The sequence below is a fragment of the Acholeplasma equirhinis genome (assembly GCF_017052655.1).
GTDB lineage: Bacteria > Bacillota_I > Bacilli_A > Acholeplasmatales > Acholeplasmataceae > Acholeplasma > Acholeplasma equirhinis.
Map to the genome: position 1 here is coordinate 711,440 of NZ_JAFIDC010000001.1, position 20,044 is coordinate 731,483.

At 30.3% G+C, this 20,044-nt stretch carries 24 protein-coding genes; 2 read left to right on the forward strand and 22 right to left on the reverse strand.

All coding sequences use genetic code 11. From position 1 onward, the window contains the following. Positions 1–8: 8 nt before the first annotated feature. The 10 genes from JV173_RS03315 to JV173_RS03360 form a co-directional block, all read right to left on the reverse strand. Positions 9–740: a trypsin-like peptidase domain-containing protein gene (locus JV173_RS03315; protein WP_205734871.1), complete on the reverse strand. Its 732-nt coding sequence runs from the start codon at positions 738–740 to the stop codon at positions 9–11. Further along, complete coding sequence (locus JV173_RS03320; protein WP_205734872.1) at positions 737–1,009, reverse strand: hypothetical protein; 273 nt, start codon at positions 1,007–1,009, stop codon at positions 737–739. The genes JV173_RS03315 and JV173_RS03320 overlap by 4 nt, the downstream gene beginning before the upstream one ends. Further along, the gene (locus JV173_RS03325; RefSeq protein ID WP_205734873.1) at positions 1,002–2,321 is read right to left on the reverse strand and encodes a replication initiation factor domain-containing protein; all 1,320 of its coding nucleotides are present in this window, start codon (positions 2,319–2,321) and stop codon (positions 1,002–1,004) included. Before JV173_RS03325 ends, JV173_RS03320 begins: the two co-directional genes overlap by 8 nt. Positions 2,322–2,509: 188 nt before the next feature. Continuing rightward, positions 2,510–3,844: a hypothetical protein gene (locus JV173_RS03330; RefSeq protein ID WP_205734874.1), complete on the reverse strand. Its 1,335-nt coding sequence runs from the start codon at positions 3,842–3,844 to the stop codon at positions 2,510–2,512. A 50-nt stretch (positions 3,845–3,894) separates the two neighbouring features. Beyond that, entirely contained in the window at positions 3,895–4,455 is a 561-nt protein-coding gene (locus JV173_RS03335) for a hypothetical protein (RefSeq protein WP_205734875.1), read from the reverse strand. Between the two features lie 135 nt (positions 4,456–4,590). Further along, positions 4,591–5,049, reverse strand: coding sequence for a hypothetical protein (locus JV173_RS03340; RefSeq protein ID WP_205734876.1), 459 nt, complete (start codon positions 5,047–5,049; stop codon positions 4,591–4,593). 108 nt (positions 5,050–5,157) lie between these two features. Then, a complete protein-coding gene (locus tag JV173_RS03345; RefSeq protein ID WP_205734877.1) occupies positions 5,158–5,370 on the reverse strand; it encodes a hypothetical protein in 213 nt (70 codons plus the stop codon). Between the two features lie 32 nt (positions 5,371–5,402). After that, positions 5,403–5,660, reverse strand: coding sequence for a hypothetical protein (locus JV173_RS03350; RefSeq protein WP_205734878.1), 258 nt, complete (start codon positions 5,658–5,660; stop codon positions 5,403–5,405). Positions 5,661–5,662: 2 nt separating this feature from the next. Further along, complete coding sequence (locus JV173_RS03355; RefSeq protein WP_205734879.1) at positions 5,663–6,058, reverse strand: hypothetical protein; 396 nt, start codon at positions 6,056–6,058, stop codon at positions 5,663–5,665. Positions 6,059–6,244: 186 nt separating this feature from the next. Continuing rightward, positions 6,245–6,520, reverse strand: a complete 276-nt coding sequence (locus JV173_RS03360; protein ID WP_205734880.1) for a hypothetical protein — start codon at positions 6,518–6,520, stop codon at positions 6,245–6,247. Positions 6,521–6,884: 364 nt separating this feature from the next. Between JV173_RS03360 and JV173_RS03365 the strand changes: the two genes are divergently transcribed. Next, positions 6,885–7,586 (forward strand): glycerophosphodiester phosphodiesterase, encoded by a 702-nt coding sequence (locus tag JV173_RS03365; RefSeq protein WP_205734881.1) that lies wholly within the window; start codon positions 6,885–6,887, stop codon positions 7,584–7,586. Between the two features lie 64 nt (positions 7,587–7,650). On the opposite strand, the gene JV173_RS03370 is transcribed toward JV173_RS03365, so the two are convergent. The 8 genes from JV173_RS03370 to rdgB form a co-directional block, all read right to left on the reverse strand. Next, positions 7,651–8,334 (reverse strand): Type 1 glutamine amidotransferase-like domain-containing protein, encoded by a 684-nt coding sequence (locus tag JV173_RS03370; RefSeq protein WP_205734882.1) that lies wholly within the window; start codon positions 8,332–8,334, stop codon positions 7,651–7,653. 41 nt (positions 8,335–8,375) lie between these two features. Beyond that, positions 8,376–8,732, reverse strand: coding sequence for a hypothetical protein (locus JV173_RS03375; RefSeq protein WP_205734883.1), 357 nt, complete (start codon positions 8,730–8,732; stop codon positions 8,376–8,378). 137 nt (positions 8,733–8,869) lie between these two features. Further along, positions 8,870–9,070: a hypothetical protein gene (locus tag JV173_RS03380; protein ID WP_205734884.1), complete on the reverse strand. Its 201-nt coding sequence runs from the start codon at positions 9,068–9,070 to the stop codon at positions 8,870–8,872. Positions 9,071–9,114: 44 nt separating this feature from the next. Then, complete coding sequence (locus tag JV173_RS03385; protein ID WP_205734885.1) at positions 9,115–10,161, reverse strand: hypothetical protein; 1,047 nt, start codon at positions 10,159–10,161, stop codon at positions 9,115–9,117. Beyond that, on the reverse strand, positions 10,145–13,180 hold the full coding sequence (locus JV173_RS07145; protein ID WP_205734886.1) for a tetratricopeptide repeat protein: 3,036 nt from the start codon (positions 13,178–13,180) through the stop codon (positions 10,145–10,147). The genes JV173_RS03385 and JV173_RS07145 overlap by 17 nt, the downstream gene beginning before the upstream one ends. Continuing rightward, positions 13,177–14,043: a choline/ethanolamine kinase family protein gene (locus tag JV173_RS03395; RefSeq protein ID WP_205734887.1), complete on the reverse strand. Its 867-nt coding sequence runs from the start codon at positions 14,041–14,043 to the stop codon at positions 13,177–13,179. Before JV173_RS03395 ends, JV173_RS07145 begins: the two co-directional genes overlap by 4 nt. Beyond that, positions 14,033–14,479, reverse strand: coding sequence for a metallophosphoesterase family protein (locus tag JV173_RS03400; protein WP_205734888.1), 447 nt, complete (start codon positions 14,477–14,479; stop codon positions 14,033–14,035). Before JV173_RS03400 ends, JV173_RS03395 begins: the two co-directional genes overlap by 11 nt. Continuing rightward, positions 14,439–15,041: an RdgB/HAM1 family non-canonical purine NTP pyrophosphatase gene (rdgB, locus tag JV173_RS03405; protein WP_205734889.1), complete on the reverse strand. Its 603-nt coding sequence runs from the start codon at positions 15,039–15,041 to the stop codon at positions 14,439–14,441. The genes JV173_RS03400 and rdgB overlap by 41 nt, the downstream gene beginning before the upstream one ends. A gap of 104 nt (positions 15,042–15,145) precedes the next feature. On the opposite strand from rdgB, the gene JV173_RS03410 reads away from it, so the two are divergent. After that, positions 15,146–16,342: a CPBP family intramembrane glutamic endopeptidase gene (locus JV173_RS03410; RefSeq protein WP_205734890.1), complete on the forward strand. Its 1,197-nt coding sequence runs from the start codon at positions 15,146–15,148 to the stop codon at positions 16,340–16,342. 10 nt (positions 16,343–16,352) lie between these two features. Here the strand turns inward: JV173_RS03410 and JV173_RS03415 are convergent, their stop codons facing one another. The 4 genes from JV173_RS03415 to der all read right to left on the reverse strand — a co-directional run bounded on the left by JV173_RS03415 (position 16,353) and on the right by der (position 20,041). Beyond that, positions 16,353–17,303 (reverse strand): ankyrin repeat domain-containing protein, encoded by a 951-nt coding sequence (locus JV173_RS03415; RefSeq protein WP_205734891.1) that lies wholly within the window; start codon positions 17,301–17,303, stop codon positions 16,353–16,355. Between the two features lie 84 nt (positions 17,304–17,387). Beyond that, positions 17,388–17,663, reverse strand: a complete 276-nt coding sequence (locus JV173_RS03420; protein ID WP_240453007.1) for an HU family DNA-binding protein — start codon at positions 17,661–17,663, stop codon at positions 17,388–17,390. 76 nt (positions 17,664–17,739) lie between these two features. Next, on the reverse strand, positions 17,740–18,735 hold the full coding sequence (locus JV173_RS03425) for an NAD(P)H-dependent glycerol-3-phosphate dehydrogenase (RefSeq protein WP_205734892.1): 996 nt from the start codon (positions 18,733–18,735) through the stop codon (positions 17,740–17,742). After that, positions 18,725–20,041, reverse strand: coding sequence for a ribosome biogenesis GTPase Der (gene der / locus JV173_RS03430; protein ID WP_205734893.1), 1,317 nt, complete (start codon positions 20,039–20,041; stop codon positions 18,725–18,727). The genes JV173_RS03425 and der overlap by 11 nt, the downstream gene beginning before the upstream one ends. Positions 20,042–20,044: the final 3 nt, after the last annotated feature.

Below are 20,044 nucleotides of genomic sequence, written 5' to 3' on the forward strand. Positions count from 1 at the left end.
ATCCCTTCTTATTTATTAAATAAATTTATATATTCCAAAACTTTAGATATTGGTATTGCAAAACCCGTAACAAATTCTTCTTCGTTGAACACTCCAGAAACATTTATACCTACAAGTTTTCCACTTAAATCAAATAGTCCTCCTCCTGAAAAACCAGGATGGATTTCAACAGAATGTTCAATTAGATCAATTGAATACCCACTTACATTGATTAAACCAGTATAAAATCCAGTATTTGATGTCCTAATACCATTTGGATATCCAACAGCTGAAAGTAATACTGTATTGTTTAAAGACATATTCCGAATTACTGGTAACGGTAATTCATGTTCTTTTTTATCAAACTTAACTAATGCTAAATCAAATATTTCAGAAATAATTTGTTGTGCCTGATTCATTTCAACAAAGAAAGCATTGTAAGTTTGATTCAAATAATCTGTGACTTCTAAATTATTCGTTACATAATCTTCCTTAAAAGTCACATGATAGTTCGTGATTGCATAATATGATGTTTCATCTTCGAACATGATTACTGCAGATGCTGTTTTCGTTACATAATGTTCTTCGTTAATAAGTGTATGCACAATTTTCAATACAGTTCTTGACCCCTCAATCAAAGTTGTTTCATTATTATCATTCTGAACTTCTTCAGCTAAAGGTGTATCAATAAAATTGTTAAAAATTGGATCAATGGCAAATACAATTAAAATTATGGTTAGGATAATTAATATTTTTTTCATTTCCTTAACCTTCTGCCATAGATAGTCAAACCTTTTTGATGACATTCTCTTGTGAAATCTCTTAACGCATTCTTAGATGCATTATGAACGAGTTTCAGATCAAACCGTTCATTTCTTAAACTAGTGTGTCCTGGACTTGAATCTCGTTCTTTAATACGTTCAATATGTGATCTTAAAGCATCATAATTTTTATGTTTATTAAAATCTCTAAATTGCATCATGATAAAATCATAATTCTCTTTGTATTCTTTTTTATAATCTTTAAACATTGTGATCACCTACTGACCTTGTATAATTTTCGTGAATATCTACATAACAAATAAATTCACATTCAACTTCTTGTAACTGATAATGTTCTAAAACTTTATCATATACATTGTTAAGACCCTTAAATGATTCCTGTAATTTTCTTACTTCACCTAAAGTCAATTCTTCTTTGTCGATATCTCTTAAGTAGTTATTCATTCTGTTTAAATGTTTTCTTTCAAACTTCGCTTCACTCATAGTTCCATACAACATAGTTCCTAAATCTTCACCAAACACAAAGTATAATTCCAAGAATGTAGTTGCTAAATCATCTCTAACCCAACCAAGTTTTTTCCGAATAGTTGTATCAATTCGATTCTTTTTCTTTAAATCAACTTTTTCAAAACTATCCGTAAATTCTTTCCATTGTGGTAGTGTCTCCCATCTGGACTTATTAGAATCTGATGGATCAAACACTTTAATATCTAAACAAGTAATTAAAAGTGATTTAGCATATCTCATGAATGATACTGAATCATCAAACTCAACTGATGATGTATAAAGATCCATCACTTGTCTTGCTTTTTCATCAGTGAATCTCATTTCATAACGATACCAAACGGATGTATTTAAATCAGGTTGATTCATTTGATCACGTTCCAACCTCTTATCATAGATTTGTAATTGGTTGCTTCCTCGTTGTCCTAAAGTTAATGTGAATCCTTTTGTTTCAGATGATTCACCTAAAGTCCATCCTTTATGAAGTGTTACAGATCTAAACTGAGTTACCACATGATTACTTTCGATATAAGGTAGTATTTGATATGGTGTAATGATATCTCCTTCAAAATCATCAATTGCAATATCAATTCGACCAATCTTTAAACTGTCTTCACCGTTTTTTTGAAAAAACTTAAATAGTTCAATCCAGTTACCTTCCATCATTTCAAATGTTCTACAACCTTGTCCTGACATAGTAAGTGTCATGGGATATTTGTCATATTTGTTTTTCTTTCCTCCAAAAGACAACCAAATATGCTCATCAATGTAAATTCCATGGATATATCCAAACTGACCTTTTTCCATTTCTTGCAAATCTTCAGGAGTTTCTTTTCGATTAAATAAATTAATTAATTCACGAAATAATAAGTTACTTCTGTCTAGTGCGTAATAATGCTTGGACACTTGAGTGATTGGTATAAAGTCAAAAGTTACTTGAAACCAGTCAATCTTAACTTCTTTACCAGAAATGACTTGTTCTAAAAATTCACTACTTGTAGAGGTAAGGGGGCTATTAGATACCCCCCTTACATCATCATGTACTGTTTTTTTCATCATTTTCACTCATAGAATCGACCTCTTTTTGAACAGTGAATGCTGTCTTTAACGATTCATTATGCCTAAACTGATACATTTCATTATGATATCGTTGTTCGTTGATGAATCTTTTCCATGATCTAATGATGAATAAATAAACTAGTAGAAGGATAATAATTATTGCTATTCCTAGCCAAAACCAAAATTCAATTAAACTCAAATTCACCAACTCCATTCTGTTCTTGTTCTGTAACTTTATCTTTTATAAAGAAATTTATTTTTTTGAATGGATTAACCTCAGATGTTTGAGTAGTAGAATTATTTAATAAGTCTTCTTGCATTGATGCATAATAATGTGTATTGTATGTTCCCCAACAATATTTAGTTGGGATTACTAAATCAAAATAATCACGATCTGCAGTTACTCTTTCAATGTCTTCAGCTCGTTTAAGTTTATAACCTTGATATCTGTTATATCCGATGCTTTGGAAGAACATTTTGTAATAGTAAAGTTTCGATTCTTGTTTACGAATAATCCCTGTTTTATCATGGTAATATTTATAAATATCTCCCCAGGATAATCCTTTTCTGGTTAGTTTAGACCAGATAAATATTGGATTAATTACAAACAATTTTAGTAATAGAATCGGTATATTACATACAAATTCTATTAAGTGATATATCCACATGTGATTTCCCAAAGTGGATACTCTTTCATCAATAACAAGATTGCTATGTGTAAGATTTCTAAACTTTTTAATTTCATCCATAACATCCTGTTTAGTTGAGATGATCCGATTGCGTTCCTGATGGATTTGACCTAATTTTCTTCGATACTCTTTAGCACCTGATTCATCTTTAGGATCTTCAAGATACTTCATTGCACCAGCTTCATCCGTTAATTCATCAATTAGAATAACCATCCAATCTAAGATCGCATAATCCTTTTCTTTAAATGCATCTCTTATGTTTAACCATTCGAGATTTAATTTCAGGTTAAACTGATGTGTAATATTAGAGTAAAATGGAGTCTTTGATTGAACGAAATTATTTCTAATTTCGAGACAATAATATGAAAAGATATAATCTAAAATCAACTTTCTAATTTTTTTATGACCAATCATATCGTAATGTATTGAATCACCATCTAATTGATAGATTTCTAAAACCATTTCAGTGATTTTTTCAAAATCCGGATAACCAATCTTTTCATCAATAACTGTTTCATAATAATTTTTAAGTTGATCATTTAAAACATTAAAATCAATGTATTTAAATATCTTCATTGTTTTATTTAGAAGATCATCAATATCATTGATAATAATCAATTGACATAATGATGATAAGCCTGACATTAATGAGGTTTTCCCCATTCTAATATCACCATTAATACCGATAATCCATCCAAGCACATACTTAATGTAATAGATGGAATAATCTAATTTCTTTCTTAGTTTCTTTCTAAATCCTTTAACAAAAAGAATGGGAAGTAATAAAACAAATGCAATTGTATAAACAATAAGTACAGATTCAAGTTGCATATTTATCACTTCCCTTCTTTTATTTACCAAAGATATTTTTAACTTTTAATTTAGAAACTGAAATCTTCTAATTCTTCGATATCATCAATTGCATCTGGTCTAACAATCCAATCAACTTTTACTGGTTTGTTAGTGACATCTACCAATTTTTTATTCTTGATTAAATGCTCAAGAATTGTAATTTGTGGTTGTGATAAGAAGTGAACATGGTATTTATATTGTTTAAATACAATTTCAAGTGAAAAATATTCTTTGTCACTCTTATACTTACCCTTAACAAATCTAACTGCTGCTTTAATATTCCAATCATTTAAATCTTTACCGTTTTCATCTACTTGAGGTAGATCTAATTCAAGAATCAAAGCGATAAAGATATCAGGTTGAAAATATCTAAGCTGTCTTGAACTTCCATTTGACAATCGTTCACTTGAAACTAAAGGAATCTGCAAATTAGATTCATTCAATTTCAATGTTACTGAAGTTTGAATACCTGATTTTGTCACAGTTCTTCTTAACTTCACTGGGAATAGAGGATATTTTTTAACATCCTCTTTAGTTAAATTCTTTAGTTCCACAAATGGAACAACTTTTGTTTCTTGTGCGTTTTGCATCTTTTCTTTCCTCTTTCTTTTGACAATATTTACAGCCTTGTCTTCTGGGCATTCTATAATCTTGACATTAAGCTTGTCGTATGATAAATTAAATGTAGAGCTACGGTATTAGAGTCCGTAACACGTGGAGGCATATTACCTCCACATTTTTTTTGCTTTAAACCTGGATCTTTTTCGATTTTTATAATTAAGTAAACTACCAGGTTGATCAAATATAAATTTTTGAATATCTCTAACTTTTTTTGGATTTATTGCATAATTCTTTTTACTCTCTTCTAAATCATTTTCAAGTAAAGGTCTTCTGTTTCTAAAATTCCAAGATAAAGTTTCTTTTTTAATTCCAGATAATCGATCAAAATTAGCGTTGCTTTTATTAATTACTAGAACTAACCCATTTTTTAATTGTATTAAGGTCTTCTCTTTAGGTTTTCCAGATTTATCAACAACTGAAGTGATAACATTAACTGCAACTCGTTTATTTTTTTTATCATGAGCTGAAACGTACACATGATGTCCACGAGTCTTATCTTTAGTTAAATAAATCACATCGTTATTTACATGTTTCACTTTTTCCACTAAAGATTTCTTGCTCAATAACATCACCTTGTTTATTCAAATTAAATGGCTGTTTGACTCATTACACGACTCAGTCCAATTATCTAACCTTCCATCGCTCTTAGGTTGCACCACCAAAGGAGAAAACTAAAATCTAATTCGTGGTGGACTTTTTCTTGAAAGTCTTCTATTTCCACGACTTTCTTTGTCATTTCTTGCAGAAAAAACTAATAATAATACTGTTAAAATGACTAAGATCAGAATTAAAACAAATAAAATCCAATTTGGAAGTATTTGTGTATTCCATAATTCTTGTATCCAAAGAACAAAATTATCCCATGTTTCTGTTATCCATTCCATATTTTTCACCACCTTTCGTATCTAATAAAACTTTAAAAACGTGATATTTGTTTTACATATCCTTTATCATCAAGAATGTACGTATATATTGCATTCTCTTTGGGAACGGATATCATCAATTTATTCTTTTCTTGTCTAATTGGTAATACTTGCCCTTTTTTAGATAGATGATTGATATGATTATTTACTCGATGCAGTGTAGATGGACTTTTCCAAACATTAGTTTTTTGTGATATCTTTTTACCATCTTTTGATTTTCGTAATTTATTTGGTCTTAATATGTTTGCCATATTTAATACCTCTTTGACTCTTTACTTTTTTTATAAAATGGTGCCTTTGGATTAGATCTTTGTTCTCTAATCATTGAGTCATATTCACGACCGATTAAATGTTTATAAATATTGAATGCTTTTCCATCATTCAAGAATTTTTCTGCTTTTTTCTTACCATAAATTTTTGATAAGAAATTCATAGCAATGTCATGATTTGGAATTCTCAGCATACCGGATTCAACCATGTATGCACCTTTTCTGTAATTTGATGTGTAACCTCTTGTTCCACCATTACCAGCATCTGCATCTCTCTTAAACATCTTAAATCTTGTACGCGTAGATTTTGATTCACCATTATATGCTGATAAAATCTCTCTTCTGATTATGTTTTTTGCTTTATTACTTGTACTTTTCAATGGCATTTTGTTGTTCCTACCTTTCTAATTATTTTTTGCCGTACTTGATAACCTACATTACAAAATTTCTTTAATTTCTTTTATGCTTTTTATAAGAATAATCAATTAACCAAAGAGTGAACGACATTCCAAATAAAGTTCCAACAATTATTCCTAATAATAAACCAAACAATGTATAGATCATATTTAACCTTCATGACTGACTTTATAAGATTTGTATTGTCGTAGTTCTTTAATTGCAGATTTAATACCTACCTTTTCACCAAAGTTTTTTGCAATATGAACTTTTGTAGGTGCTGAATCATACCTAGGATCAAAGATTGTTTTCTCATAAAACTTCAATGCATCTTTTTTGTCTTTAACAAATTTTGGTTTTCCATACATAAACCCTGAAAGATATTCATTCTTCTTTTGTGACGATCTTTTAACTTTAATTACTTTAAAATTTGTTTCTTTACTCATTTAAAATCCTCTCTAAATATATTTTCAATTTCAGATATTGTCTGAATTAAATGCCTATAAATTATTGAAGGTATCCTGGTCACTCACCACAAGAACCAAGATACCTTCAATAAAGTGGCGAGTATTAATCACCAGTTCCTCATTCATCCTTCGAATTTCACCGGTGATCAACTATGTAATTGTCAAAGAAAAAAGCAATCTAACTAAAGATTGCTAATTTTATAAGACTATTTCACTCTTAATCAATGGGTCGTCGGTTCGATCCCGACAGAGTGTACCATCCAAACAATTAAAAGAATTAAGGCAATCTTAATTCTTTTTTTATTTCTATATATTATGTAAAATAATTATATAGAGGTGGATTATGGGTTTTAAATTTGATATATCACAATATCCAAACGTTAAGTGGATAGCACATAGGGGATTAACCAGTAAAACAGATGAGAATACAGTTACAGCTTTCAAAATGGCAGGTGAACTTCCGTTTTATGGTATTGAAACTGACGTACATGAAACATTAGATTCAAAATATATTTTGTATCATGATGATTTTGTTAAAATTTCAGATCAGAAAATATTCATTGATAAAACATTAAGTATAGATTTAAAAAACATTATTTTTAATAATGGAGATACACTTCCAGATTTAGAAGACTATATAAAGATTTGTAAAAAGTATCAAAAGATTGCTGTTCTAGAACTTAAGGCTCCATTTACGACTTTAAAAATTAAAAACATTATAGAAAAAATCGAAACTCTTGGTTACCTGGAACAAACTATTTTTATATCATTTTATATTGATAATCTACTTAGAGTAAAATTGCTTCGTAAAGAATCAAATTGTCAACTTTTATTAGGTGATTATAACGATGCATTAATTACTTTATCCAAATCAATGAAATTTGATATTAATATACATTATTCTCACTTAACACCTACACGCGTAGACTATATTCATAGTCTTGGTTTACAGGTTAATTGTTGGACAGTTAATGATAAAGATATTGCTTTAAAACTTATTGAAATGGGTGTAGATTTTATTACAACTGATGGTTTTTATGAGTAATTATTTTAATCACTAAAAAACAAAACTAAAAAGAGGCTAATAGCCTCTTTTATTACATACAGTGTTAGTATCTAACTTTTTTACCTTTTTCGTAGTATTTTGGAGCAGCATATTGACCTACAATTTTACCATTTTCTAGGATCATATAACCTTCTTCTAAGAATGTATAAATTGGTCTTTCGTCCATGTGTGATACACGGCGAATTGCTTTCTTTTGTTGACGACGACGGTTATAATGTACCTCTACACCAAAATCTTTAATTAAACCAAGTCCATCCCACATCATAAACTTTTTGTAATCTGGATCTGGTGAAATATGGAACCAATTTAATTGAATCATAGTACCAGCTGAAGGACCCATAAAGATTTTATCTTGATTTCTTAAAAATTCGATTAAATCATATTGTTTTAAACGTTCGATAAATAAATCAGGAGCTCCTCCAGGAAGGAAGATAATATCTGCTGCTTCGATCTTTTTCTTTGCAGTTTCTTTTGTATCCTTATCATAGAGGATCCATGAAATGTTTTCTTCTTTAATACCATATGGTTTAAACGGTTCAACAATATGTTGATACCATACACCTTCTGGTGCAGTATAGCTTTCTACGTAAAGGTCATGACGATAGCCTTGTAAAAAGAATGAGAATGCGATAACAACAATTTTAGAATCTTCTTTTATGTACTTTTTTAAAACAGGATAGACATCTTTTCTATCATAAATTGTTCTTGAACTTAATATATTTATCATAATATCCCTATTGTATCAAATTATAAAAAAAAAGAAATATCTTATTCAAAAGATATTTCGCAAGTTGCACCAATACTTTGTTCTTTTCTAACTTTATTGATTAAATGCATAATGATATCTTCATCTAACATTAATTCAACTAAGCTTTGAGTTAATCCTTCATTTAAGAAATTTTCTAATGCATCCACTTGTCTTAATTGTTTTTCAATTTGTTTTTGGATGTTACCATCAATAATTTCTTGTTCATAGTCATTAATCAATTCAAGCATAAATTCTTTATACGCTTTGATATGATCTGTAAGGTCGTCAACAGTCATTGCACGTAAAGCATCAATTGTTGGTTTTTTCTTTTTAATATATTCAGTTTGTAACCACTCTTTATATGCTTTATCTGTCATATTCCTGTCTCCTTCCCTTAAGTTTGACTGTATTTTAACACCTTTATAAACCTTTGTCATTTAATATGAACTGTGGTAGGCTAATTATGTGAGTTTTCCACATTTTTTGTGGAAAAAAAGAATCCTTTGTGGGATTCTTAATGTTTTTTCTGAACTAACGGTATTAATATTTGTGTATCAATCGCTTCAGGATAACGATAAGCTTCTTCACGAAGACGCTTGAACATGACGTATACTAAACCACGATCTAAATCAAGTCTAGTGATCACACCAGTTTCTCTTTCTCCTTCAACTTTTACACGCTCACCAATTAAATATGTTTCATTGCTCCATGCCATAGTGATCAAACTCCTTTTATCTCTCTCTTTATATTATAACATATTTAGTTATTAAGGTCTTTGAGTGACTTACCAACAATGTAACTAAGGTTAGAATCACTTATTTCCTTAAACCAATTTAAGAATTCTTTCAAATCTTCTTGATTTACAAGTTCAATTAGGTGATTTAAATCATATTTAAACATTGGATGACTCGATTCATTTAAATGTCTGATGAGTTCTTGGGCAGAATAATTTGTTAATAACATTGCATTCATCTCTAATAAGATGAGTGGCAGCTTTAATTTAGGCATTTTAGCCTTTTTACCTGCAATATCAAGTGTCATCTTATAAAGTTGTAAAATCTCTTTTAACTTCAAATAATTAATATATGCTTGATATTTTTCATCATGCCACGCATATAATTTTTTCAAAAGCTCTAAACGCCAAATAAATCGGTTATTAGAATCTTTAGATAAGTTTTGCTCCCTCATGATGAGTCTTTCTAAACTGTCTAAATCATTTTCTAAAAATTCACCTTTTACACCTTTTTCAAAAAGTGTGACAAGATATGCATAAGATGATAGCTTTTGTTCATTACGTGAAAGATATGCGGTTAGATCATTTAAAAGTTTTACCTTTTCTTCCGTATAAGCTTTTAACACTTTACTAAAATCAATAATCTCTTTATCTTTGGTGATTTCTTTATCTTTAATAATGTATGTGACATATGCTAATGAATCTCTTTTAATTTCACTTTCTAATATGACTGAAAATCCATAGGAACCATCATCATAGTTACGGTTTGTTGGATGCCCTACAACATCATTTCTTAAATACTTTAACATTCTTAAGTTTTTATTTTGGTTAATGTTGATGTGATATTTATATTTTGTCACTGAAAATGAAAGTTGATATAAAGCATCTATACCAACAAATAAAGATTGCATCAGACCAAAGATATCCAGTAAAATACTTGCCTGGTCTGTGGATTCTCGTCTTTTAAATTCTAAAAGCATGTCATCGACATGCTCTAGAATAGATAAACTACTTTCCGCTCTGATTTTTGCATCAAATTGTAAATTTTCTATTGCTTTAGTTATTTTCTCCATGTTTATTACCTGCTATCTTATAAAGTAAGTTTTCTGCACTTACTTTTTTATAAATCGGTCCTTCAACATAGCGGATACCTAAGTTTTCTAGGTATTCTTTTTGTTCTTTACTTTTAACATTTCTAATAACGAGGGCCATTTGATGTGATTCAAGTAAGACCTTTAACATCTTGATGTAATCAAACCATTTTGAATCACCTTTTTTATCATCTAAATGGAGTGCATTGAATGGGAAGCTTAATGCAACATCAATCGCTGTTGTATCAATACCAATTCCGGTTTCAGTCAATTCATTTATTTGAGTTAAATATTGAGTTGATTTAATCTCCCCACCTTTAACTTTAAAACGTATAAATTCAAATGGAATACCATACTTTTTAAATAAACCAATTATAAACGGATTAAAGTTAGGATCTAAGAAGGTTTCTTTAGAAACAGGAATTGTAATTTTAATTAACTTCTCAGTTTCTTTTTCTAATAATGATAAGAACTCTAGAACCATTGTAATATGATATTTTTCTAAATCAAATAAACGGTTACGCTTTTTAGCAATTGCTAGTAAATACTTAGAATCAATATCAATATTATCTAAAATTAAATCAGATTCGTATTGCCAAACAACATTTCTTGAAAGATCAATTAATTGATTAAAGGTTAATGCAAGTTGATGACCTTCAATTGCTTCATTTAAATAATTAATGACTTGTTGTTCAAATACTTCATCTTCATAAATCTTATGTTCAAAGAAAATATAATCTTCACCATGTTCTTGACGTTTTAAGAAATCAAGTGATAATTCTAAATATCGGTAAATTTTTGCAGGATTTTTTTCCTCTGTTACAACCGGATAACGAATAATTGATAGTTTCGGATGGAATTTTTCATAATGAATAACTTGAGATTGGTAAGCACTAACTACCTTTAAATAGTCCTTAATGGTCTTTGTAACAGTTCTAATATCGTTGTATGGTACATAAACAAACAGTTGATAAGTTGAAAAACGATACGTTTCACCATCTTCAAAGAACTTTTTAGTCACTTGACCAAATTCTTTGAAAAACTGTAATGTATCTTCATAACCATAAATTGGTAAAATTGACTCATTAAAGTTAATTAAGATCATTGAACCCTTTTCGTTAATTAACTCAGGCATTCTTTGATTAAGTGCGTTTAAATTGGATAATGAAGTTTCAAAATCAACGGTAGCTTCCATAACTAATTTACTCTTTTCTTCAAAATAGCTTGTTAAATCTTCAAAAATGGATACAATTTTAACTTCATCACCATCTTTAATTGAAATCATCTTTTCTTTTATTTGTTTTTCATTAAAATGATAAAGTGATGTGTCAAACAATCCAGGTTTTTCAAATAACCTTGATATTGTTTTATCATATTCTTTAACTTCATGCACGTATAAACGATTCATAAATGATTCAAGCGGTAAATGTTGATCAACATAAAGTAGTTTTTGAGCTGCTTTATTAAACTGTTGTTGATAAGCACTCATGATTCTAATCGCAAGTATTTCTGAATTAATGATTTGATTTAAAAATTCATTTTGAACTTTCAATCTATTGCGTTTTTCTTCATCAGATAAGCATGTGTAAATGATAGTTGCTAAGCCCTTAAAAAGGTCAAAATAAAGCGCAGGATCATTCACATCTTTATCAAGATAAACAACAAATACACCTAAATCAAAAAGTGCGAATCCATAAACATATTTAATTGTTTCATCAAACGGTTTTAATGTTAAGATATTGAAATCATATTTAAATGCAGATGGTCTACCAAAACGTTCTTCACCATCATTTAAGATTTCACCAATTAAAGATTCTTGATAAGTCGTTTTTGCAAGTTGCTTATCATAAAGTCTTTCTTTTTTATAGTGATATAACATCTCATCACGTTTTGAAAAAACAATCATATCTTTAACTGTAATATATTCTTCAACTTTCATGAAGAAATTTCTTAAGAAATCACGCAGCTGTTTAGTCTCAGTAATTTGATGTGAAAATGCCATTAAATCAATTAATGTGTGCATTTGTTCTAGATTTTGACTGGACTTTTTCTTTTCTATAAATGGTTCTTTTATTTCAAAGAAATGTGTGTCTTCTGAAACCTTCCTTTCATCTTGAAAGGTTTGTTTTTCAGTTTTCTTTTCAACACGTTGAAGTGCTTTTAATTTCTTTTGATATAAATCAATTGAAAACTTATTATTTAACTTAGTATAAAGGTCAATTAAAAGTGTATAAGTTTCAATTAAAAAATTACTATCCATTTCATCAAACTTATGGGAGAAATCTGCATCTAAAATGGTTGCACGGTGATAATCCTTTTCGAGTAAATAAATCTTTAATAAAGTTAAAAATGCATCCATTTCAAACTTTGGATGACCTTTAAATTGTAAGGCGAAACTTTTAGCTTCATCATATTTTTCTAATTTGAATAGAACATTTAGATAATCTGGTATATAAGATTGACTTGGGTCAATCTTTTTCATTGATTCAATTAACAATAAAGCTTTTGGTCCTTCATTCTTTTCTAAATAGATATTTAAAAGATCTTTTGAAAGTTTAAGTCTGACATCATCAGGTATCACATCCTGAAGGGTCGCTTCTAAATCCGATTGATATGCTTGATGTGTGCGTTTTTTAAATTCAATTAAATTTAATTCAGCTAAATACCTTTTAATAACAGGTAAAACTTCTTTTCTTAAACTATAAAATTTATAAGCCACTTCAAATTGTTTTAATTCAAGTGCTGCCAAAAAAATCAGTTCATAAAATCTTTCTGCTTCTTGTGATTTTAAATCTTTTTCATTTTCACGATAATATTTCAATCCATATTCATAAACATCTTTAAAATACCCCAGTTCAAACTTCATTTTAAGTAAATGGATAAAAACGGTTAAGTAGTTTTTAACCGTTAAGGATTGTGAATTCAAAAATGATTCAATTTCTAAAATTGAACTATCTGATGGTGATAATTCAAGTAAATGGTCTATTTTAATAAAGATCACCCTTTAATTTTTTCAAACAAGGTTGCTGCAAATTTCAAGTACTTATCTGCAATCATTTGGAAATCTAAGTGTAGTTTTTCGCTTAATCCAATTTCATGTTTATAGGTTGCAACAATGTGCCATTGAAGTACTTGGTACATTCTGTAAAATCTTAATCTTCTTAATTCTTCCTCTTGTGCAGGTCTGTCTAAATAAATAGAAAGTAATTTTTCAGCATCATCAAAATTAATATTACCAAATGATGCAATATCATAGAATGGGTCATTCATACCAGTGAATTCCCAATCTAATAAATACAGTTTGTCAGTACCTTTAACAAAGTTAGATCTTTGGGCATCCCCATGACAAAATACTTTATTGATAGAAGAAAACTCTTCATCGTACATTTTTAACCAAAACATTTTTAACATGTGATAATCATGAGATGGAGTTTCTTTTAAAAGTTTTTCATATCTTCTTAATCGATTCTTTAAATCATAATCTGCACCTTTGATGTTTGAATGGTGAAGTTTATGTAATGTATCTGCAACACCTTTATAGTCATCTTCACTAAATTCTTGTGAAAGAGGTGTACCTTCAATATATTTTGATACCTTGATACCTGACTTCGTATCAAAATATACAATTTCAGATGATATACCAAGTGGAGCAATTAAATCTAAATGTTGTTTTTCGGTTTGTAAGTTAATGATTGGTTCTCCACCTTCACCAATTTTACGAATTGTAAAAGGTTCACCATTCACTAACACTTTAAAAGTGTAATTACTCATTCCACCTTTAAAACGAGATTCAACAACAATCTTATCTTCTTCAACATTAAATACATTCTTTGCTATTTCTAGCATTTCTTTTTCAATCGACATGGATAAAACTCACCTTTCCTTTTTCAAATACAGCATAGCTTTTATCTTTAAATTCACTTAATGCACCAGGATTAATATAGGTAATATTGTGAATTGTTTTATAAAATGCTTCATGCGTATGACCAAAGATGCAAAGATCCACTTTAAGTGATTCTGCAAGATCAATCAATTCTTGTAATCCATATTTAACACTTTGCAAGTGTCCGTGTGTCAAAAGTATTTTTAAACCATCAAATTCAATCAGTCTTTCAGTTGGAAGATCATGATAATAATCATTATTACCTTTAACTGCTATCATTTTAGCTTTTTCTACTGTTTTAATATCTAATCCTAAATCTCCAGTATTAAGATGCAGATCAAAGCCTTCTTCATTCTTTATGACTTTTTCAAGCAAGTCACTTCTGCCATGTATATCGCCAGTAATTAATAATTTCATCCTTACCCTCCAAAAATTTTTTAAGTGCTGCTGCACGATGAGAGTTAATACGTTTATAAACACTACCTAATACTGCAAGTGATTGGGATTCACCTTTTGGAATAAAAATCGGATCATAACCAAAACCATCACTACCATCCATTGAATAACCAATTGCACCTTCAAACTTACCTTCAAAAACAAATGTTTTTAAATCAGGAAAAGCAATACAAATCGTACAGTTGAAATACGCATATCGATCCGTCTTTCCTTCTAAGGATTTTAAGAGTTTCAGGTTGTTACCTATGTCACCAAGTCCAGAATACCTTGATGAATAAAGTCCAGGCAAATCGTAAAGTGATGGAACAACTAATCCGGAGTCATCTGAGATGACTGGTATATTATACGCCTTCGCATAATATAATGCTTTAATTTTCGCATTTTCAACAAAAGTTTTTCCAGTTTCTTTTGGTACTTCAGATTCATTTGGTTTGATATTTATGAGTTCAAAAGGTGTACCTTCTAAGATAGATCTAAGTTCTTCTAATTTATGTTTATTTGAAGTGACAATTGCTAATTTCATAGATTAGTCTCCTTACATCTTTCCTACATCTTATTATATCATCAATCGATTTTACTATTATATCTAGTATAATAGAAATAGAAAACATTTTAAGGAGACATTACATGCAAGAACAATTAGATCAAATCGAAAACGAATTTAAATCATTACATGATGATGAGCATGAATTCAATGATAGTCAAAAACCTAGATTCGCTTTCGCAATACTAACTTATCTTGCTTACTTAATTGTACCATCTATAATTGTCTTATTGATTCTAGCTGGTTCACGTGATAATTCATTCATATTTAAGCAAGCAAGTGCTGTTGAAATGGCCATAGAATCAGCTTTTAGTGATGTCAATGGTGTCTTAATCATTAAAACTGAAGACATGCCTGCATTTAAGCCATATCAAAAGATTTTAATGCCTGCATATGAAAAAGATGGTTATACCGTTTATTTAAATTCTTACGCATCATTCTTTACTAATGAACAAGATTTAGGTAATGTTGAAGTCATCATTGTTGATTATCGATATCAAACTGTATTAACAGAACAAGGATTCCTAACATTAATTTCAAGAGAAAAAACAAATTGGGCTAACTCAGCAACTGTCAATCTATATATTGCAGAATCTTCAATTCCTGATTTTTTACCAAATGAAACAGTCAGTTATTTAACAACAAATAACTTATTATTAGAACCTTCCATACTGATTAATGATACATTCTCCGACATCTTCTCATTTGTTTTATATGCAGCCTTCTCTGGAATCTTAATTGTTTTACTTAGACCTTCACTTGCTAAAGATTTAGACCCTTTAAAGAAAATCGAAAAGTCTACAATCCTTGGTCAAACTGGTTTAGGTGTGCTTTATTTATTTGCAGGTGGCATTATAACAAATGTGATTGTTAGTTTATTAAATACGACATTAAATATTCCAGAAGAAATCTCTGCTAACCAACTTTCAATTAACAGATCACTCATGGGACCACTTTGGTTTGTTATGGTGATTGTTGCTGTCGTTGGTGCACCTATTGTTGAAGAACTCGTCTTCCGTAAAGCAATCTTTGGATTAATCAAGAACCAAACAGTTGCGTTAATTGTATCTGCTGTTGCCTTTGGATCAATTCATATTACAACTGAACTTTTAGAAGGAGATATGCTACTTGCTTTAACATCAGGTCTTTCTTATATCATCTCAGGTGTTTTACTCGGATTAATTTATATTCAAAATAAAAAGAATATTTACATGAACATGTTTATTCATGGTGCTTATAATTTAGTTGCTATGATCTTAACAATCATTAGTTTAATGTAAAAAAAAGACCTTACGCATAAGGTCTTAGTAAATTAATACATACACTTAATTTATATTTATTTGCATAATCAAGGGCTGTCAATTTAAGATGGTCCTTTTTTAATCGATAACCTTGTTCAAGTAAGGCTCTTAATTTATTATAATCTCTGTTTAATACTGCGAGTGTTAAGCTTTGGGATTCAACCAGTTTAATATAAGTTGGTGAAAGTTTCCATTCTTCTAAGAATCTAGCGATATCTTGATGATCATTCATTTTCGCAAGCACAATTGGTGTCTCAAATCGACGATTCACAATATCGATAAAACAATCAGCTTTTAAAAGTTTCATGACAGTATCTTTGGTACCATATTTAGCTGCATTAAACAGTGGAGTTTCAAAGTGATCATTTAAAGCATTTGGATCTAGATTTTGATTCAAAAATAAATCAATTAAAGATTCATTCGTTGTGCGTGCTGCATAATGTAAAAATGTATTGGATGCATCATCTAAATAGAACCAAGAAAGTTTAGAAACTTCCATTAAGTAATGAATTAAATGTTCGTGACCAGCAAGAATTGCATAATGAATTGGTAACCGGTCTTCTGTTGTTTTAGCCATAGGGTTTGCACCAGATTCCATTAAGAGCTTTACCATGTCTAAATTCCCTTTATGACAAGCAAGGTGTAAAACGGTCTCATTTCTGGAGTTTTCTATATCGACTCTCGCATATTTTTCAATCAGTTTTTTAGCCAGTAGTAATTTACCTTTTCTTGCACAATCAAAAAGTGCAGTTTCTCCTAACTGATCTGTTATATTTACATCCATATCTTGGCTTAATAGGTAATCAACAACATCGTGTGCACTACCTAAGACTGCATAATGTAAGAGACTTTTACCTCTAGGGTCTTTAACACCGATAAAGTCAAGATTGGATTGTAGTAATGAGATATCATTTTCAAAAGCATACTTAAATAAATCCAATTTAAATTCCTCCCTCTTACAACTCTATGATATCATATCTTCCAAAAAAAAAGCCCCAAACAGATTGAGGCTACTTCGAGCAAATTATTTAACTGCGTCTTTTAACAATTTACCAGCTTTGAAAGCAGGTGTTTTTTGTGCAGGAACGACAATTTCTTCGCCTGTACGAGGGTTCTTACCTTTTCTAGCTACACGATTTCTAACTTCAAAAGTACCAAAACCTGTGACAACTACTTTCTCCCCTCTTTTTGCAAGTGTTTCAGTTACAACTTCAGCGAATGCATTGATAACTGCTTCTGCTAACACTTGAGTAGTTTCAGCCTTGTCGGCTACATGAGCAACTAACTCAGTTTTGTTCATAATATTTTATCCTCCTGTGTAGATTATCTATATTGTATCATAACTTATTTATATATTACAAATGATACATATTGGCTTACTCAAGGGTTTCAGCTTTAAGTTCCCTTGTGAGTAAGAGTGTAATTGCATCTTTAACTGGCAATTGATTGAAAATCACATCATATGCAACTTCAATAATTGGAAGTTCAATACCTTCCTTTATACAAAGATCTTTAGCTGCTTGAATGGCTCTTACACCTTCAACAACCATACGAGATTCTGCTAAGACTTGATCAACAGGTATACCTTGTCCAATCTTTAAACCGGCATTAAAGTTTCTAGAATTATTACTTGATGCAGTGACAATTAAATCACCAATACCGGTTAGACCAAAGGCAGTTTCTTTCTTTCCACCCATTGCAGATACAACTCTAACAATTTCAAGAATACCACGTGTGATTAATGCAGCACGTGCATTCTCACCTAATCCAAAACCAGTCATAATACCAGAAACGATTGCGATGGCATTTTTAATTGCACCACCGACTTCACAACCAATTAAGTCGTCTGACGTGTAAATTCGTAAATATGTGCGGTTTGAGAAGAGCTTTTGTACAGTTTGTGCAAACCAAGATGTTTCACTTGCTGCTGTTAACACAGTTAATTTGCGAAGAATAACTTCCTCAGCATGCGATGGTCCAGTTAAAACTGCATATGCACCAAGAAATTCTTTAGAAATTTCATCTTTAACAATTTCAGAAACACGTTTTAATGTGTTTGGCTCAATTCCTTTTGAGACATTAATAAAATAGTTCTTTCTAAAAGAAAGTTTATTAATATCTGATAGCGATTGACGCATAAATTTCGTTGGAACTGCAAGTACTAAATGATCGGAGAAATTTAATGTTTCTTCTAACGAAGTTGTTGCTTTAATTTTCTCAATCGGTAAGTCAAAGAATGGATGAATACCCTTATTGATTTTATCAACACCTTCTTTGTTGATATCATAAACAAGAGTTTCATGCCCATTATCTTCAAGTACTTGAGCTAAAGTGGTTCCCCATGAGCCACCTCCAATGACACTAATCTTCATAAGCATCCTTCTTTCTGAAAGTGAATTTGAGCGGTGTACCCGTTAAGTCAAATACACTTCTAAATTGATTTTGTAGATATCTTTCATATGAGAAATGAATATAATTTGGTTCATTGACGAAAATACTAATTGTTGGTGGTTTAACATCAACTTGTGTTGCATAATTAAATTTAGCTTTACCTTGGTTAAAGACTGCAGGTGGATTCATCGCAACTGCATCCATTAAGGTTTCATTGATTAGTTTAGTTGGTAATTCTTTTGTAAAGTTTGCATAAACTTGTTTTAAGACTGGGAAGAGTGTATGTACTCTTTGATTTTCTTTTGCTGATAAAAAGACAATTGGTGCATATGGTAAGAATTTGAAGTCTTCTCTAATCTTTTCTTCAAATTTCTTCATTGTCTTATCATCTTTTTGAACAGCATCCCATTTGTTAACAACAATGATTGCGGCACGCATGTATTCCATAGCATATCCTGCAACGTGTGTATCTTGTTCTTGGATGCCATCTTTACCATCAATCACAATAAGCGCAACATCAGCACGTTCAAGTGCAGTGATTGCACGTAGTAGTGAATACTTATCTAAGTTTTCATATACTTTACCACGTTTTTTAATACCTGCTGTATCAATAACTGTATACTTTTGTTTATCTTTTGTAAAGGTTGTATCAATAGCATCGGTTGTCGTACCTGAAATTGGAGAAACAATCACTCGATCTTCACCAAGAATAGCGTTAACTAGTGATGATTTACCAACATTTGGTCTTCCAATAACTGCAAATGAAATGATACCTTTTTCTTTTTCTTTATCTTCCTGCACCATGTATGACATGACTTTATCTAAAAGGTCACCAATACCAATACCATGATGTGTGGAGATTGCAATCGGATCAGAAAAACCTAATGCAAAAAACTCATAGGAGTTGTTAATCATTGAAATATCATCAATTTTATTAACAGCTATGATGACTGGTTTTTCAGTTTTATAAAGTTGTTTAGCAATATAGTAGTCACTATCTGTTAAGCCAACTGTTCCATCAACAACAAAGATGATGACATCCGCTTCATCCATCGCAATTTCTGCTTGTTGCTTAATTTGAGTAAGAAAAGGAGCATCGCCGACTTCAATGCCCCCTGTGTCAATTAGACTAAACTTTTTAGTTAACCACTCGGCTTGGGCATAAATACGATCCCTTGTAACTCCTGCAACATCGTCAATGATTGAGATACGATCACCGACTATTCGATTAAACAGTGACGACTTCCCAACATTTGGACGACCCACAATAGCAACTGTAAATGGCATACT